Origin of the sequence: Bradyrhizobium sp. 215_C5_N1_1 (assembly GCF_052075935.1) — a bacterium.
GTDB classification, from domain to species: Bacteria; Pseudomonadota; Alphaproteobacteria; order Rhizobiales; family Xanthobacteraceae; genus Bradyrhizobium; species Bradyrhizobium barranii.
On record NZ_CP197228.1, the window covers coordinates 6240434 to 6255505 of the forward strand.

The 15072-nt window shown below is 64.6% G+C and carries 23 protein-coding genes; 5 read left to right on the forward strand and 18 right to left on the reverse strand.

Annotated features, from left to right (window positions below):
• Positions 1 to 6 precede the first annotated feature (6 nt).
• The 3 genes from AB7G19_RS30040 to AB7G19_RS30050 form a co-directional block, all read right to left on the reverse strand.
• Positions 7 to 678, reverse strand: coding sequence for a P27 family phage terminase small subunit (locus AB7G19_RS30040; RefSeq protein WP_441268692.1), 672 nt, complete (start codon positions 676 to 678; stop codon positions 7 to 9).
• Positions 679 to 1342: 664 nt separating this feature from the next.
• Positions 1343 to 2017: a transcription termination/antitermination protein NusG gene (gene nusG, locus AB7G19_RS30045; RefSeq protein ID WP_441268693.1), complete on the reverse strand. Its 675-nt coding sequence runs from the start codon at positions 2015 to 2017 to the stop codon at positions 1343 to 1345.
• Positions 2014 to 3162 (reverse strand): helix-turn-helix domain-containing protein, encoded by a 1149-nt coding sequence (locus AB7G19_RS30050; RefSeq protein ID WP_441268694.1) that lies wholly within the window; start codon positions 3160 to 3162, stop codon positions 2014 to 2016. Before AB7G19_RS30050 ends, nusG begins: the two co-directional genes overlap by 4 nt.
• Positions 3163 to 3295: 133 nt before the next feature.
• Between AB7G19_RS30050 and AB7G19_RS30055 the strand changes: the two genes are divergently transcribed.
• The gene (locus AB7G19_RS30055) at positions 3296 to 3886 is read left to right on the forward strand and encodes a hypothetical protein (protein ID WP_441268695.1); all 591 of its coding nucleotides are present in this window, start codon (positions 3296 to 3298) and stop codon (positions 3884 to 3886) included.
• Positions 3887 to 3900: 14 nt separating this feature from the next.
• Here AB7G19_RS30055 and AB7G19_RS30060 read toward each other — a convergent pair whose 3' ends face one another.
• The 12 genes from AB7G19_RS30060 to AB7G19_RS30115 form a co-directional block, all read right to left on the reverse strand.
• Positions 3901 to 4113, reverse strand: a complete 213-nt coding sequence (locus tag AB7G19_RS30060; RefSeq protein WP_441268696.1) for a cytochrome C — start codon at positions 4111 to 4113, stop codon at positions 3901 to 3903.
• The gene (locus AB7G19_RS30065) at positions 4110 to 4898 is read right to left on the reverse strand and encodes a DNA cytosine methyltransferase (protein WP_441268697.1); all 789 of its coding nucleotides are present in this window, start codon (positions 4896 to 4898) and stop codon (positions 4110 to 4112) included. Before AB7G19_RS30065 ends, AB7G19_RS30060 begins: the two co-directional genes overlap by 4 nt.
• Positions 4895 to 5098, reverse strand: a complete 204-nt coding sequence (locus AB7G19_RS30070) for a hypothetical protein (RefSeq protein WP_441268698.1) — start codon at positions 5096 to 5098, stop codon at positions 4895 to 4897. The genes AB7G19_RS30065 and AB7G19_RS30070 overlap by 4 nt, the downstream gene beginning before the upstream one ends.
• Positions 5095 to 5625 (reverse strand): phosphohydrolase, encoded by a 531-nt coding sequence (locus AB7G19_RS30075; protein ID WP_441268699.1) that lies wholly within the window; start codon positions 5623 to 5625, stop codon positions 5095 to 5097. The genes AB7G19_RS30070 and AB7G19_RS30075 overlap by 4 nt, the downstream gene beginning before the upstream one ends.
• On the reverse strand, positions 5622 to 7922 hold the full coding sequence (locus AB7G19_RS30080) for a hypothetical protein (protein WP_441268700.1): 2301 nt from the start codon (positions 7920 to 7922) through the stop codon (positions 5622 to 5624). Before AB7G19_RS30080 ends, AB7G19_RS30075 begins: the two co-directional genes overlap by 4 nt.
• Entirely contained in the window at positions 7915 to 8424 is a 510-nt protein-coding gene (locus tag AB7G19_RS30085) for an HNH endonuclease (protein ID WP_441268701.1), read from the reverse strand. Before AB7G19_RS30085 ends, AB7G19_RS30080 begins: the two co-directional genes overlap by 8 nt.
• On the reverse strand, positions 8424 to 8684 hold the full coding sequence (locus AB7G19_RS30090) for a DUF2312 domain-containing protein (protein WP_441268702.1): 261 nt from the start codon (positions 8682 to 8684) through the stop codon (positions 8424 to 8426). The genes AB7G19_RS30085 and AB7G19_RS30090 overlap by 1 nt, the downstream gene beginning before the upstream one ends.
• Positions 8681 to 8878, reverse strand: coding sequence for a hypothetical protein (locus AB7G19_RS30095; RefSeq protein WP_441268703.1), 198 nt, complete (start codon positions 8876 to 8878; stop codon positions 8681 to 8683). Before AB7G19_RS30095 ends, AB7G19_RS30090 begins: the two co-directional genes overlap by 4 nt.
• A complete protein-coding gene (locus tag AB7G19_RS30100) occupies positions 8875 to 9072 on the reverse strand; it encodes a hypothetical protein (protein WP_441268704.1) in 198 nt (65 codons plus the stop codon). The genes AB7G19_RS30095 and AB7G19_RS30100 overlap by 4 nt, the downstream gene beginning before the upstream one ends.
• A complete protein-coding gene (locus tag AB7G19_RS30105; RefSeq protein WP_441268705.1) occupies positions 9072 to 9362 on the reverse strand; it encodes a hypothetical protein in 291 nt (96 codons plus the stop codon). The genes AB7G19_RS30100 and AB7G19_RS30105 overlap by 1 nt, the downstream gene beginning before the upstream one ends.
• Positions 9359 to 9523, reverse strand: coding sequence for a hypothetical protein (locus AB7G19_RS30110; RefSeq protein WP_441268706.1), 165 nt, complete (start codon positions 9521 to 9523; stop codon positions 9359 to 9361). The genes AB7G19_RS30105 and AB7G19_RS30110 overlap by 4 nt, the downstream gene beginning before the upstream one ends.
• A 165-nt stretch (positions 9524 to 9688) precedes the next feature.
• Positions 9689 to 9970 carry a hypothetical protein gene (locus AB7G19_RS30115; protein WP_441268707.1) on the reverse strand — a complete coding sequence of 94 codons (282 nt, stop codon included), beginning with the start codon at positions 9968 to 9970 and terminating at the stop codon, positions 9689 to 9691.
• 57 nt (positions 9971 to 10027) lie between these two features.
• Between AB7G19_RS30115 and AB7G19_RS30120 the strand changes: the two genes are divergently transcribed.
• The 4 genes from AB7G19_RS30120 (at position 10028) to AB7G19_RS30135 (ending at position 11948) form a co-directional block, all read left to right on the forward strand.
• On the forward strand, positions 10028 to 10654 hold the full coding sequence (locus AB7G19_RS30120; protein ID WP_441268708.1) for a S24 family peptidase: 627 nt from the start codon (positions 10028 to 10030) through the stop codon (positions 10652 to 10654).
• Between the two features lie 93 nt (positions 10655 to 10747).
• Positions 10748 to 11221, forward strand: coding sequence for a phospholipase (locus AB7G19_RS30125; RefSeq protein WP_441268709.1), 474 nt, complete (start codon positions 10748 to 10750; stop codon positions 11219 to 11221).
• A 196-nt stretch (positions 11222 to 11417) separates the two neighbouring features.
• Complete coding sequence (locus AB7G19_RS30130; RefSeq protein WP_441268710.1) at positions 11418 to 11612, forward strand: hypothetical protein; 195 nt, start codon at positions 11418 to 11420, stop codon at positions 11610 to 11612.
• A 108-nt stretch (positions 11613 to 11720) separates the two neighbouring features.
• Positions 11721 to 11948, forward strand: coding sequence for a helix-turn-helix domain-containing protein (locus AB7G19_RS30135; protein WP_441268711.1), 228 nt, complete (start codon positions 11721 to 11723; stop codon positions 11946 to 11948).
• A gap of 35 nt (positions 11949 to 11983) precedes the next feature.
• On the opposite strand, the gene AB7G19_RS30140 is transcribed toward AB7G19_RS30135, so the two are convergent.
• From AB7G19_RS30140 to AB7G19_RS30150, 3 genes are all read right to left on the reverse strand, one after another.
• On the reverse strand, positions 11984 to 12322 hold the full coding sequence (locus AB7G19_RS30140) for a helix-turn-helix domain-containing protein (RefSeq protein ID WP_439034364.1): 339 nt from the start codon (positions 12320 to 12322) through the stop codon (positions 11984 to 11986).
• A 144-nt stretch (positions 12323 to 12466) separates the two neighbouring features.
• Positions 12467 to 13147 (reverse strand): response regulator transcription factor, encoded by a 681-nt coding sequence (locus tag AB7G19_RS30145; RefSeq protein ID WP_063986547.1) that lies wholly within the window; start codon positions 13145 to 13147, stop codon positions 12467 to 12469.
• A gap of 274 nt (positions 13148 to 13421) precedes the next feature.
• Positions 13422 to 14999 carry a Do family serine endopeptidase gene (locus AB7G19_RS30150; protein ID WP_028149896.1) on the reverse strand — a complete coding sequence of 526 codons (1578 nt, stop codon included), beginning with the start codon at positions 14997 to 14999 and terminating at the stop codon, positions 13422 to 13424.
• Positions 15000 to 15072 lie beyond the last annotated feature (73 nt).

Consider the following 15072-nt stretch of genomic DNA (forward strand, 5'->3'; position numbering starts at 1 on the left):
GCATCGTCAGTTCGGCTTTGTGCCTGGCGGGACCGAGTCAAACGCCGAGAGCGAGCCGATCGCGGACCCTTCCGCGACCGGCGCCGGGATGGGCTCCGCGGCCGGCGCGCTCTCGCTGGCCACGTCTTCCGGCGTGGCCGGCGTAGCGGCCGGACGCTGCACGGCGCGGCCGAACAGCGTGTCGTCGTCGAAATGCATCGCGCCGGCGGCGAGCAGCCGGTGACGATCCTGCGGCGAAAGGCCGAACTTGCTCGACAGGTCGATCGTCATCTTGGCGGCGTGGTCGCGGCGCCCCACTGCAGGATTTTCGCGGGGCATCTTGTCGCCGGAGATCGTCTTGACCATGACCGAGTAGCCCTTGGTCAGGATTTCCTCGTTCGCGGCGACGAATTCGGCGGCGTAGATGCAGAACATCGCGAACAGGTGCAGGTCGAGCTGCGAGAGCAGATGCAGCCGGTCGAGCCGCGGCGCGTAATCGTCCCACATGACGCTCGCACCCTTCAGCCGCAGATCCTGCAGATAGCCGGGCTTGTTCTCCGACGGCGTCTGCGTCCGCACCGCGACCAGCAGGCCCGCGAGGCGCTCGGCCTCGAGGATCGCTTTCTCGGTCTTGGTCTTTCGCTTGCCAGGATACCCCTTGGCAGCCTGATCAAGCGGATTGTCGGGATGACGGCCCATAAAAAATAAAATCTCAGGAATTTCGCGGCAAAAAATACGGTTCTAGAGTGCCGGTCCCGGAGACGGGCCTCTAGACTTTTGGCCACCCCCCACCCCTACGTCGACGGGCAGCTCGGCCAAGGTCAGGCGCATGGCGACCTGACTGTCGAGCCAGAGATCCGTGGTCACGATCTCACCCCTGGCGTACATGGCCTCTAGCTTCTGCTTGATCACGTCATGGTGCCACGCGCAGGCGGCCTGCCACATGGCCCTATCCCAGAAGCGATCGCGATCACCCTTGTGCGGCTCAACGTGATCGGTCACCTCGGTCGGCCTCACCAACCCCACAGCCTCACATCCCTTGCAGATGGGATGATGCAGACGGAACAGCCGCGAAGCGTTGTCCCACTGCGCGCTGTACCCACGCTCACGTGACGAACCACGCTCAGCGTCAACCGCGGCATTCTGCTCTGCGCGGGTTGGCGCAGGACGGGCGCGGAACTGTTGAGGGCGTGATGGCATCTACAAAAGGAAGGGCCGCTTGCGTTGCCACAAGCGGCCCAGTCTAGGGAGGAAACGCCCAAGGAGGGCAGCGGTGACGCACAGGCGCGCTACCGCACACCCTACGCGTGCAAAAGCCCGGCGCGACGGCCGGGCTTATTTCATGTGAAACGATTTTCCGAAGCTAATGCTTCGCACGCCTGCCTTGTGGCAGGTGCCGCTCAGAGCGTTTCCGCTTCTGACGTCGATCCGTGGGTGCAGGTGTGCCTGCAGCGGCCGGTTCGATCTGCGCCTCGGTTAACTGGACAGAGGCGCCGCGCAACGCGTCGACAAAGACGGTGAGTCGGTCCCTTGAGTCAAGGCGCTTCACCTGCCCCACGAAACCAGCGAGCGGACCGTCGACGATCTCCACCATCTGGTTGACCGCATAATCACGCTCGCCGAAAGGCTTGTTCATCGCAGCAACGATGCCGCGCACGACGACCATGTCGGCAGGCTTTAACGCTGCTCGGCGCCCTTCGTCGACAGTCAGCCACTCGCCGACATCGTCAACCCGCTTGATCGCAGGGTTGCCAGCGTCGAAGTCGGGCACGAACACAATGCCGGCGAGGAACGGCCGCTCGACCCGCTTGCCGAGATGAGGCTTGCGCGTTTCCTGTTTCGTCCGCCGGTTGATGTAGCGGACGACGATCGGCGAATAGGCGCAGATGCCACGCTCCAGCAAGCGCCTGACGACACGCGAGTCGCGGCCAGGCGTGACGCTGAGCATAAACCAGCGCTCCGGCGTGACAGGCACAGCGAGCGGCTGCTCGGTCGGAACATAGCCCACGAACTGCCCGATTTCGTAGTGCATATTCATTCGTCTCCCCCTGCCTGTGATGCTTCGTCTGACCACGTTCCGTCCTTGCGCGGCGGCCACGGCGCCGGAGCGAAGAAGCCCATTGCATCGCCGCGCTGCTCGAGCAGCGGCGATCTGACGCCGAACACATGCGACGACAGGAACGCCTGCCATGCCGCAATCTGCTGTCGATCGACGATCCATCGCCAGGACGCCTTGTCGGCGACATCCGCAAAAGCCAGCACCTGCGGCGTGATGCTGCCGGGATAGATCACGTCCCCGTGGTTGACGAACAGCCGCGCCTTGGCAACCGCATAGAGCGCATCGAGCGCGCGATGCTCGGTGCCGCCTTGAGCGAATGCCGCTCGCCGAACGCGACCCTCGGCAGCCCCTTCGCCTTGCCGCAGCAAGGTCCAGCGCTTTTCCTCGAGGTAGCGCCAGCCCGCGATCACGGTCTTGCGGCCCTGCCGCTTCAGCTCCTCGAGGAACGGCTCGACGCCATCGAGCGCCGACTTTTCCTCGTCGGCATTGAGCGCATCGGCGGCATAGTCGGTTCGCTGGCGATCGTCGACGACAGCTGTCGGCCATCGCTTGCGGAACTCACCCTTGAACCGTTCCTTTCGATCCCTCGCGCGCGCCCCCGCGTCTCTCTCTATCGTTTTAAGGGGACGTTCTAAGGGGTCGTTATTGGTGCCCGCGTATGTGTGGGCACCCGTGCCCACGCATGGATGGGCACCCGTGCCCGCTGGCGGGCACCCCTGCCCACCAACGGGCACCCCCTCCCCATTCTCCGGTACTTCCGCGTTTTCTGCATGGCTCTCGTCGAGATCATCGTCAGCGTCGCGCGCGAGGCTTTTCAGGTCGAAATCGTCGCGGTCGAGCTTCACGCGATACGCATAGCTCGACGACGGCGTCGAATCCTCGGGACGCCAGACATCGCGCCGCCGCTTCTCCACCCAGCCGGCCTCATAGAGCCGATCGAGCGAGCGCTGCAGCGTGGCGCGGCCGCAGCCCAGCTCGGCCGCCATGCGCACCTGGCTACGCGTGCACCAGCCGGCGCGATCGATATGACGGCCGAGCAGACATAGCGTTTGCAGGTCGCGCGGTTCGAGCGAGCGATCAGTCACCGCACCCGCGGGAATGATCGACAGACGAGGATTGGACACGTGTTGCCTTGAGGAATGGAGTCAACTGGACGCGGTAAGCAACTGCACTGGATTGGTTTTGCTATCGCGGCCCCACCAGCATGATGCGGACCTGCACCTCGACAAGGCTGGAGACACACGTTAAGATTGCGACATGACAGATCCGACATCGGCCCATAACCTCGCTTATGAGTTGGCGAAGGACTTCCAGCCGACTGTGGCCGCGATGGTGGCACTCGCTGCGGCGTTCTTTGCCTATCGGGGAGTCGCGCAGCGTATTGCCTATGACAAGGAGGTCGCAGACATCGCGCGATTGCGTGCGCGAATTTCTCTCTGTACGCGACTCATGTTGCGAACCCGGCCGCTCGTGAGACAAGCGCAATTTATTGTTGACTGGCTCAAACATGAGGAAGTCGAGGTTGCGCTTAAAGAGATCGACGATCAGATGACGAGATGGCCTAAGACGCCTCCCGAGCTTGACGAGGCGTGGCAACACGTCGATGCCGTACCAGTTGCGGCCATAGATTCGCTGGACGCATTTAGGGACCACCTCGACCGGTTTGAATATGTGTGTGCCAATCCCCGCGAGGAAAAGGAACGCTGGCCCAAGTTTCAGGTGAACGCATTGATTAGCGTAGCGAAAGAAATCGCCTATCACGGGAGCCAACTGGACAAGGCGCTCGAAGCCGAAATTGCGGCCATACGCGGGCGCTTGGATGAGCGCAGCAGCGGCCGTATCGTCTAGCGGGGCGACACCAATCATACTTCGACCTCGACGGCGTTGCACGCTGGCGTGTTGCCGCCGACCTGGATTTTCTTGGTGCCGCAAAACCATTCCTTCCAGTGCTGCGGCCAGCCGCGTTCGTCGGTTTCGTGGCGCGACACGCAGACGATCTCGCAGCCCTCGCGCGTGCAGATCTTGCGGGAGTCGCCATTCGGCTGGCGCGTCTTTTCGCTCCACTTGTGCTTCATTCCGCCGCCTCCAGGAATTCCGGCGCGACGGCCTCGTCCTGCATGATGGCGAAGACGTTCGCCTCCATCTGCTCGACCGAGACGGCGTTGCCGATCTGCTTGACCTGGTCGGTCTTGGTCCCGGCGAAATGGTAGGAGCGATCAAAGCCCATCGCTGCGGCGAGCTCGTGCGGCGCCAGCATGCGGAACAGGATGTCGTACTCGAGTCCGGGCTCGACGAGGTTGACGTGGCCGCTTGCGCAGACAGCAGGGGCAGGCTCGCCGAGGTCGTGAACACGCGGCGCCTGCCCTGGACGCTCGCCGAACTGCGCGGCGATGAACGCCAGCTCGCCGCGGTTGGCACCGGTGACCGTCGGCAGCGGCTCGGAGGCGTCGCGCGAGCGGTCGGAGCGGTCGTGGTGCGTCAGCGGCATCACGACGGCCAATTCCCCGCTCTTCGCCGTTGTCAGCGTCGGCAGCGGCGCGCCGACATCCCGCGCGGCGTTGCCGCCCCGCGTATGCGTCACCGGAACGACGAGGCCAAAGCGCGCCTTGCAGGTCGGCGAGGCCATCAGGAGGTCGAGGTAGCCTTCCGGCACGACCTGGTGCGGCCGGACCTGCGAGATGTCGGCGCAATAGTGCCGCGCCCGCGGATGGTTGCGCTGGTGCGTTTCCAGCGCCGTGCCCCAATGGTTGACGCAGACCAGCTCCATGTCGAGGCCAAGCCGCGCCAGCGCACGCTCGGCGCCCGTCGAGGAGCCGCCGGCACCGCAGAAGAGATCGGCGACGAGGATCTTTCGCGTCACCGCTGCGACCTCCGGAAACGGGTCTCGAGGTCGCCGATGACGAGCGTGGTCACCTCCGGCGCGGACTGCATCACCTCCGCAAGCGAGCGCGCGTCGTATCGGCCGCGCTGCCACCATGCGATGGCGTAACCGAGCATGAAGCCGGCAAAGACCAGTATCGAGCCCGCGCCGACCGCGACATTGACGCTGATGGTGATCATGCCGCGACCTGCGCCAGCTCGGCGAACCGCTGGAGGAAAAGCCCGCGCGCATGCAGCGGCTGCCAGCCGACGATCTCGGCGTCGATCGGCTGCTCATCGTCAACGACCCACGCGTCGCCGGTGTCGCGCATGATCCGCAGCCGCTCGGTTCGCAGCACGCGCCGGTCGGCAAGTTTCACCGAGGGCGGCGTCTCGGGCGGGAGGCCGAACGCCTTGTAAACAGCTTCCTGGCAGCGCTTCTCCGCCGCCTTGTAATCCGGCATGAACTGTTTGATCGGGGACAGCATGTCGAGCAGGTACGCCTCGCTGCCGTCGTGCAGCAGGCCCGCGAGCGCATCGTCACCACAGAAGCGCGACACGAGGATCGAATGCTCGGCGTTCGAGTAGAACCGCAGGCAATGACCGCCGAAACGACACTGCATTGCCAGGGCGTGCGCGATGTCCTCGATATCGACATCCTCAGGCCGCGGATCGAGCGGCCAAAACTTTTTTCCTGTGTAAGTTTGAATCCAACCGGCGAGCTTCATGGCGTGACTTCCCCCTGCTGTTGAACTGCTGCCGGCCCGACCAGCTGAGCCAGGAAGGCGCGACCAGTCCCAGTGATCTTGAGCGCCTTGGTCGTGGCGAACAGGAAGTCCTTGCCGACCAGATGCCGGGCCATGTCGCCGTCGATCGATCCATCCGCATCCACGGCGAGCAGCGCGAGCTGCTCGGCGAGCTCGTCGGCATCGACCGGCAGGCGCGTCTGCAGGGCGCCGTCGACGACCTCGGCTGGCGGCGCGTCTTCCAGCTGGCGCGCGGCGTCGAACAGGCTCATCTGCGGCGCGCGGAAGGGCTCGGTCAGCTCGACGCGCGGGCCTTGCGGCGTCGCCTCCGTCTGCAGCTCGCGCAAGCGGTCCCAGCCCTTGCCGGTCAGCGACCATTCCTTGCCGCCGAAATAGGAGAAGCCGCGCGCGCGGTAGAACTCGCCGAGATCCGGCGCGATGTCGCGGCGTTGGTGGCAGAAGTCGGAGAGGATCGTCAGCCCCTCGCGCTCGCCGAGCGAAGCGGGATCGAACGGCGCCGGCGCGAGCCACTCGGAGCCCGCCAGCTGGTCGATGGTGATGACGTCGACACCATCATAGGGCGCGCGATCGTCCGTGGCGGACACAGCGGGGCTGGCCCTTTCAGACGAGGTGTCCGCCACGGCGACGCCGCCCCCGACTGCAGGCAACTCTGCAGCGCGGCCGGATTCATGTTTTGAGATGACTTCGAGCCAATGCGCGTCGACGGCGTCGTCGATCCGCCGGCAATTCTCCTCGGACGTTTCCAGCCGAAACGTCCAACCGCATTGGCAGGTCGCAACGCTAAAGGAGACGCTATCCCGGTAGTCCCGCGTCATGGTGACGACGTGGCCGCCAGCGATGGCAGGATGGTCGTAGAGAGGTTCTGACGGGCCGGGCGCTAAGCCGGCTTCCTTTCTTACGCGTCCATCGCCCGCATGGCCGCAGTCGCTGGCGCAGTGAGGGTCTCGGCTGGCGTCAAGGGTCGGTGTTGAACGCTCCGGATCGAGCGGACCACTGTCGTGCCCTGCAGGATGGTCGCCAGTGCCTGCGGGTCCTTCGGCCGTAGCCGTCGCTTCCCCGCCTCCGTCAGAACTTGTCGCCGCCGCGATGCTCACGCCGGCCTGATTGCCCCACGCGTCCCAATTCGCCGGCAGCGGATGCTCGGCATCGACGCGGGCGAACAGCTCGAGCACGGGCAGCGGCGCGCCATCGCTATCCTTGCCGACCATGGTCGCGATCATGTGACGGTAATGGTCGGGCTTGCGCGAGTGCTCGCGCTTCCGCTCGCGATGGTTGGAGCCGAACTTTTCGTCGCTGGCGGGTTTGGGCAGGCCACGGCCGCGCTTGAACTGCAGCAGCAGCTCGTCCTGATCCCACACCAGCAGGCCGGTACCGCTTTCGTCCGGATGGTCCTCGTCGGTCTTGGTCCAGACGTAACAGGTCGAGTAGCTATCCATGCCGAGCGCGAGCTGACAGGCATAGGCGAGCGGCAGGTCAGCCGTCGCCATCACGACCTCGCCATCGGCGAGCATCACCTCGATCTTGTACGGCACCCTGGCGAGCAGATGCGCGCGCGGAATCCACATCCAGTGCCAGGCATCAGGTTGCATCGCCTCAGCGACCCGCTCCAGATATTTGAGGATCTCCGGCCAAGGCATGGTCGCGTAGTGGTTTTCATAGGCGCGATTGCCGACGCCGGCCTTTCGCACCCACGGCGGATCGCTGTAGCTCGCCGGATACTTCTTGCCGGACGGCGTCAGCGCCGAGGCCGAGGCTAGCGCCGAGGACAGATCGCGCCGGTGAACGCGCCCCTTCTCCTCGGCATCGATCTTGAGCAGATCCATTGCGACGCGGCCGGCGCCGGATTCCATTTCCTCCTTGTGCCGGGCAAGCGCACGCTCGAATTCGGCCATGTCCATCGCGGCCAGTTTTTGCGCTTTCGAGGACAGTTTGCGGTCGACGCCAATGTCGGCGAGGCGCGGCCGCTCATCTTCTGGCTGTTCCACAACGGCACCGCCAGAATCGCTCTTGCCCTGCAGCTGGCCGCGAGACCCCGTGTTGAGGCCGACCGTTTCCTTTTGCGCGACGATCAGCTCGCCGAGCCGCCGCTCGGCCCGGAAACGGATCTGCGCGGCCTGGATCTCAAGCCCTTTGTCGCTGGCCTGGCGCGCGTAGACCCGCATCGCCTCGGCCTTGCTGCGGATGTCGACGACCTCGTCGACCGCGACCGCCTCGGCGAGCGCCTTGCGCGCCGCTTCGTATCGGACCAGCTCAGTCAAAGGGGATCTCCTCCAGCTGGCGGGAGCCCGCGAGCGTATCGGCCATGATCTGGCGCACGATGGCGTCGAGCTTCGGCGCCGTGCCGCGCGTGCGGCGGCTGATGGCGTTGTCGCGCTTGGTTGCCCAGCGCAGATTGCAGCGGCGGTTATCGAGCGTCTGGCCGTTGATGTGATCGACGACATGGGCGGCGAGGAACGCGTCGTCGCGGCCGGGGTCAGTCGCGATCATGATCTCGCGATGCATCCGCACGGTGGAGCGCCGCTCGCCGACATTGCGCTTGGCGTAGAGCATCCAGCTGTCGCCGCGGCCGTTGCCGGCGTGCCAGACGTTCCACATGTTCTCCGAGAGCCAGGCGAAGTCGACGGCATCGACCAACGTCCAGACCGGCTCGCGCTGCGACAGCCAGATCCGCCGACACGGCGTCAGCGACAGGTCGGGCAGATCCGGCAGATCGAAGGCGACCGCGCGGGCCTCGCTGATGTTGACGGGCGCCTGCATCATCACAGCATCCCCAGCGCCTGCATGTAGACTTCGAGGATGGTCTCGAATTCCGCACGCTCGTTCGGGTCCTGCGCGCGCATTCTGACGATGGTCTTGATCGCCTTGGTGTCGTAGCCATTGGCCTTGGCCTCGGCGTAGACGGCGGCGACGTCATCGCCGATCGCCTTCTTTTCCTCGAGCAGCCGCTCGACGCGCTCGATGATCGATTTCAGCTGATCCTTGGCGATCTTTTCTGCGCTGGTCTTGGCTTCCCTGCTCACGACAACCCCTTCCGCCAGAGCTGCGCGACCGAGACCAGCTGCGTGTAATCGCAGCCCTCGAAATCGGCGTCGTACCGCATCAGGTCATGCGCGATGCGGTGCGCCGTCCAGGTCTTGAGGTCGTGGCCGTTGGCGAGCGCGCGGGCCGCTGCGGCCTCGATCATCCTGACGGAAGCGAAGGCACGGCCGGTCATCGCTGAGCCCTCACCAGCTCGCGAAAATTGGCGACCCAGCCCGCGACGAGACTTTCCGGCAGGTTCAGCTCCTGGGAAATTTCCCAGGTGTCGCGCTTGTGCAGCCAGAGCGTGATGACCTCGCGATAGCGCTTGAGCTGCTGCCGCGAGACGTCCGCGGCATTCGGCACCCGGTGACGAATGAGCGCCCCCATCACGCGCCCTCCAAGAGGCCTGCGTCGACGCGGTAGGGCTTGACCTGGAGATAGAGCGGCGATCGCCCCTGCTCGACGGCGACGCCGCAGAACTCCGCACGCACGAACGGCTCGCCGTCGATCATCAGGATCTCGGGCGACATCTCGTCGATGGTCAGCGTCGCGAAGCTTTTCGCGCCGTCGAGCCAGCGCACCTCCACCCGTTCGGCACGGATGCGGCCCCGTTTGCCCGGCGACTTGTCCGCCGAAGCCTTGGCGAAAGCGGAAGCCTTTTGGCGACGACGGCTCATGGGCGCCTCGCCCAGCGAAAGCCGAAACCGCTATCGGCGTCCCGCGGCAGCATCTGCGCGCCGGCAGCGACCGCCAGCACGCCGATGACCAGTACAGCCGCCAGCATGACGAGAAAGCGCAGATCGTCAGGATCTGCGATGCGCGCAAGCGTGTCCGCCATGTCCCCCCCCCATTGTGAAAACCCCTTGAAATGCAGTGCCAGAGCGTGTTTTCCACACGCGTCCACAGGGCGCGCCGAGCCCGATGTGTGACCTTCCACAGAGATAAAAATTGGCCGTTTCAGCGCAGCCCGCGCTCGACCTCCAGTCTGGGAACCGGCATGCGTTCATGGCTCGACCTCTTCCGGTCGGGCCACATCATCAGGCCACACCGCTGCCGCCGGCCAGTTGGCCGAGAACCAGGCGATCACCTGGTCGTACTTACGAGCCGTGAACGTCTTGGAGCCGAGATGATCGAAGAAGCGCCAATCACCCGCCGCGAGCCGCCCCAGAGTGCCAAACGCGAGAGGCCGCGCGACGCGGAAGGCATCAGCCACGGCCTTCAAATTGCGAATCAGCTCCTGCTCCATGATTCGACGGATAGTCGGAAATTTCCGATTCGTCGACATTCATGCGTCGGAAAGATCCCATTCGCCTTTGGACAAGGCGCGTCGGATAAATCCGCCATGGAGAAAAACGAACTGCGCCAAAGGATTAAGACGCGGCTTGCCGAGCTTGACCTCAGCCCGATCGAGGCTGCGAAAGCCATTCCGGGCCTTGAGCGGAATTTCATCCGGGATTTTTTGGAAGGTAAGAAGCAATCATTCAGTGCTGGCAAGCAGCCTCTGGTGGCCGCGGCGTTGCAATGGACTGTGGCCGACCTAGTGGGGCCGCCCCCTCGGCGCACCAGCCCCGGCGCGCCCAAACTTGCGATGGTCCCCCTCCTCGATCGTGTGACAGCCGGAAGATTGCGAAGCCCGGCGAGCCAAATTCCAATCGATGACGTCCCCCTCTTGGCTTTTGCCGATCTAGGCCGCGGCGAGTTCTTTGCCCTGACGGTCGACGGCGATTCAATGGACCGCTATTCGCCGGAAGGCTCGATCATCGTCGTCAACCGCGCCGAGCGCAGCCTGGTCAACGGCCGCTGTTACGTCTTTTCGATCAAGGGCGAGACGACCTACAAGATGTGGCAAGGCGGCACCAACCCGCACCTCGCCCCGTTTTCGACCAATCCCCTCAATAAGCCCCTGTTTTTCAAGCCGCGCGACCTCGAGGTGATCGGCCGGGTTAAGCGGACGATTTTGGACCTCTAGGACAAAAGTCGGACGTTTCCGACTTTTGGTGTTGACGGTAGGAAATTTCCGACGATATGTTTCCCGTGAAAAAGATCACGGGAGATCGTCGCCGTGCAACACCTAACGGACCTCACCGCCGCTGCCTTTGACCAGCAGCTGAAGCTGCACGGCTTTTTCTATATCCGCACCGAGAATCGCTTCGCCGACGTCCGCGCCAAGGGCTGCCCGCGCACGGACGCCGTGATGCGTGGCAAGCGCGTCAACCGCCAGGCCACGCTCGACGCCCTGCTCGCCGCCCGCAAGGTGCGCCAGGATGCAGCCGCCGCCGCCGAAGCCGTCCAGATGGAGCGCGAGCGTACCGCCGCGCTGATTGCCCCGCCGGTCCTGCCTGCGGCCCGCACCACGCTGGAGGGCGCCCCGGCCATCGCGCAGCTTGCAACCGACCTCATCGACATCACCACGACCAGCGAAGGCGTCGCGCTCGTCGACCTGGTCCGCAAGGGCTGGCGCCGCTCTCAGGTGTTCGAGCACATCGACGCCGCGCGAACGCTGGCCTATGCGCGCCAGGACGGGGCGCTAGCCTGATGTGCATCTATTTCCCCGACCTCCTATCCATTTGCGGCTGCCCTGATTGTCGCGACGGCGAACCGCCCTTGCCACTGCCCGCCGCGACCACACCGCGTGCAGCACGCTGGCGTGATCTGCTCGCTTGCCGGCATTTCGTTGCCGTCGCGATCGAGGCGCCACTCGCCGCAACGCCCGTCATCCGGAGCGCGTGACGATGGGCACACGCGCCAACACGAACAGCGAATCCTATTTCCTTCGCCTGCTCAAATTCAGCCCCTTTGAGCGGGCGCCGCGCGGCGGCTGGCGGTTCGGCACGCGACGCATTGGTGACAGCGTCGTCGCCAGGCTGATCGCCAGCGGCCGCGCGGAGATCCGGGGTGAGCAACTACACGCGACGGAGGCGACATGAGGGCGCATCGCGTCACGCCATGCGTCTGCGAGCGCAAACCCTACGTCTCGCGGGCAGCGGTGGTCTCATAATTCAGCCGAAGCCGATCAATCAGGAGATCAAAGGTAGATGAACGCTTTTGGACAAAGGGATAAAGTGCCGCTTGCAGAGCGGTTATCCCTCTCTCCCGAGGAAACCAGCGCTCTAACGGGTATCGGTCTTACATCGGTGCGCGAGGCGATCAGCGGTGGCGTGTTAAAGGCCAAGAAGCACGGCCGGCGCGTCCTAGTGCTGCCCGCTGAGATCAAGGCCTGGCTTGATAGCTTGCCCGATGCAAAGCATGAGGACGCGGCATAAGACAGGCCCGCGCGAATGGGCTTGGCGATGCAAATTCAGGAAGTCTGGCGCGCCCGAAGCTCCTCTTCGTATTTCAGCTTTTCCAGCAGCATGTCGGTCACGAGACGTCGCAATTGCGCGTTCTCTAGCTCTAACCGCTTGATTGTCTCCATGGTGCTGGCCTCATTGAGACCGGATGGCCGGCGTTCGGCCTCCCCGCGCCGGCCATCAACCGGCACCGACGAACCAGGCATCTTCTTCCAGCGATGGTAGGTCATGATGCTGACACCAAGCGCCTTCGATATCTCGCGCTGGGTCTTTCCCTTGGCTACAAGTTCTTTGGCTTGGGCCAGCTTGGCCGAAATCTCCTCCGAGGCATGCCTCTTGCCACCCATGATGGTCCTCTCCGGCCAGAATCTCGCCTGTCCGAAGTAAGCGCGAGTCGTGAACGTTTGATATCTGGCACACCCTTGCGGGCCGGTAAGAAAACGGTAAGCCACAAGCGGGCCTTGGAGCGAAGCGATTGATGTTTCTTCGCTTTATCTGATGCCGTCACGGATCATGTATCCGGCGCCGCGGATCGTGTGCAGCAGCGGCCGCTCAAAACCCTTGTCGATCTTGGAGCGCAGCCGCGAAATGTGCACGTCGATCACGTTGGTCTGCGGATCGAAATGGTAGTCCCAGACGTTCTCCAGCAGCATGGTGCGCGTCACCACCTGGCCGGCATGCTTCATGAGGTATTCGAGCAGGCGGAATTCGCGCGGCTGGAGCGTCAGCTCGTCCTTGCCGCGGGCGACGCGATGGGACAGCCGGTCGAGCTCGAGATCGCCGACGCGGTAGAGCGTGTCCTCGGCCGGACCGCCGCGGCGCCGTGACAGCACTTCGACCCGGGCCAGCAGCTCGGCAAAGGAATAAGGCTTCGGCAGATAGTCGTCGCCGCCGGCGCGCAGACCCTTGATGCGATCGTCGACCTGCCCGAGCGCGGAGAGAATCAGCACCGGCGACGAGTCGCCCTTGTCGCGCAACGCGCCGATCAGGGACAGGCCGTCACGCTTGGGCAGCATGCGGTCGACCACCAGCACGTCGTAATCGCCGCTCTCGGCCATGGCGAGGCCTTCCTCACCGTCGGCGGCGTGGTCGGCAATGTGTCCGACTTCACGAAACGCCTTCACGAGATAGTCGGCGGATTCGCGGTCGTCTTCGATGATGAGGAGGCGCATCGTGCGTTCGGCGGCGGTCAAGGGGGTCAACCTTCTCTGAACATGGCGCGAGCGGCAATCGCATGCAAGCCAAGCAAACGGGACTTGGGTAGGCAAAAAGGCGGGCGGTGAAGCTGGGGGGACCTCACCGCCCTAGGCCTTCCGACGGAGGGGGGCGTAATTCCACCGGAAGGTAGGCTGGGGGAGCGGGCCTTACGCTGCTCCCCCGAAGGGCGTCGGCGGCGGGGGCGACTGATGCCGGCGACACCCCTCATCTCGTAGACCTCCTGAAGGCTTAGCCCTTGGCGATGGGCACGGCGACGAAGCGCGACTGGCCGCCGCTCTTCACGCGCATCAGGACGCTGTTCTTGTTGTCGGTCCGCGCCGTGTTGATGGCGTCGCGGACTTCGCCGGCGGTGCTCACGCTCTTGCCGCCGACTTCGAGAATGACGTCGCCTTCCTTGAAGCCGCGTTCGGCCGCGGCGCTCTTCGGATCGACTTCGGTGACCACGACACCTTCCTTGCCGGCGCCAGCCACTGAGTCGGCGGGCGCGACGGTCATGCCGAGCTTGGGCACGTCGGTGCCACGGCTCGCACCCTTGCCGCTATCCTTGTCGGTGTCGGCCTTGGCCTCGATCGTGTTCGGCAGCTGGCCGAGGGTGAGGTTCACGACCTTGTCCTGGCCCTTGTGCAGCACGTTGAGCTTCACGGTCGCGCCGGGCGCCATGCCGCCGATGGTGCGGGCAAGCTCACGGGCATCCTTGACGGATTCACCGTTGACCGAGGTGATCACGTCACCGGACTCGATGCCGGCCTTGGCCGCCGGACCGTTCGCCTGCGGCTCAGCAACCAGCGCGCCTTCGGCCTTCTTCATGCCGAGGCTGTCGGCGATGTCGGAGGTGACAGGCTGGATCTGGACGCCGATCCAGCCGCGGCTGACCGAGCCCTTGTCCTTGAGCTGGGCCACCACGCTCTTCACGGTGCTCGCGGGAATCGAGAACGCGATGCCGACGCTGCCGCCGGAGGGCGAGTAGATCGCGGTATTGACGCCCATCACCTCGCCGTTGGTGTCGAAAGCGGGACCACCGGAATTGCCCTTGTTCACGGGCGCATCGATCTGGATGAAATCGTCATAGGGACCGTTGCCGATGTCGCGGCCGCTGGCCGACACGATGCCCGCAGTCACGGTACCGCCGAGGCCGAAGGGATTGCCGACCGCGAGCACCCAGTCGCCGATCCGCGGCTTGCTGTCGGCGAGCTTGGCGAACGGGAAGTTCGAGCTGCCCTCGACCTTGATGAGGGCGAGGTCAGTGCGCTGGTCGGTGCCGATCACCTTGGCTGTATAGGTCTTGCCGTCGTCGGTCGTGACCTCGACCTTGTCGGCGCCGTCGACCACGTGGTTGTTGGTCACGGCAAAACCGTCGGCGGAGATGAAGAAGCCGGAGCCCTGGCCCTGCACAACGCGGCCGCGGCCACCCTTCTGGCCCGGGAAACCATCCGGACCGCCGAAGCGGCGGAAGAAGCGCTCCATCGGCGAGCCCGGCTGGAACGGCGAGGAGGAATCATCGCCATCGTCGTTGCTCGCGGTCTTCTCCTTGATATTGACCTTCACCGAGATCACCGACGGTTTCACGCGCTCGACGATGTCGGCGAATCCGACCGGACGCTCAACCTTCCGGACCTCGTTGTTGACCTGCGCATGCGCCGGGCTGGAGAACAGCTCGCTCGGCGAGGTCGACGGGCTGAAGCCGTGGACGGCAATCCCGAGGCCAGCGACGACCGAAGCCATCAGCGCGATCCTGCGCGCGGAGAAAACCGACCGGCGGGGCGGCCGGTAGGACGGAAGGTTCGTGAGGTCGGGACGGTCGGTCATGCAGGAATCTCCAAGGCCTTGAATTCTTTCGGTGCCGGATGGCAGCACGTTACGGACATGAAGATGGGGGCTC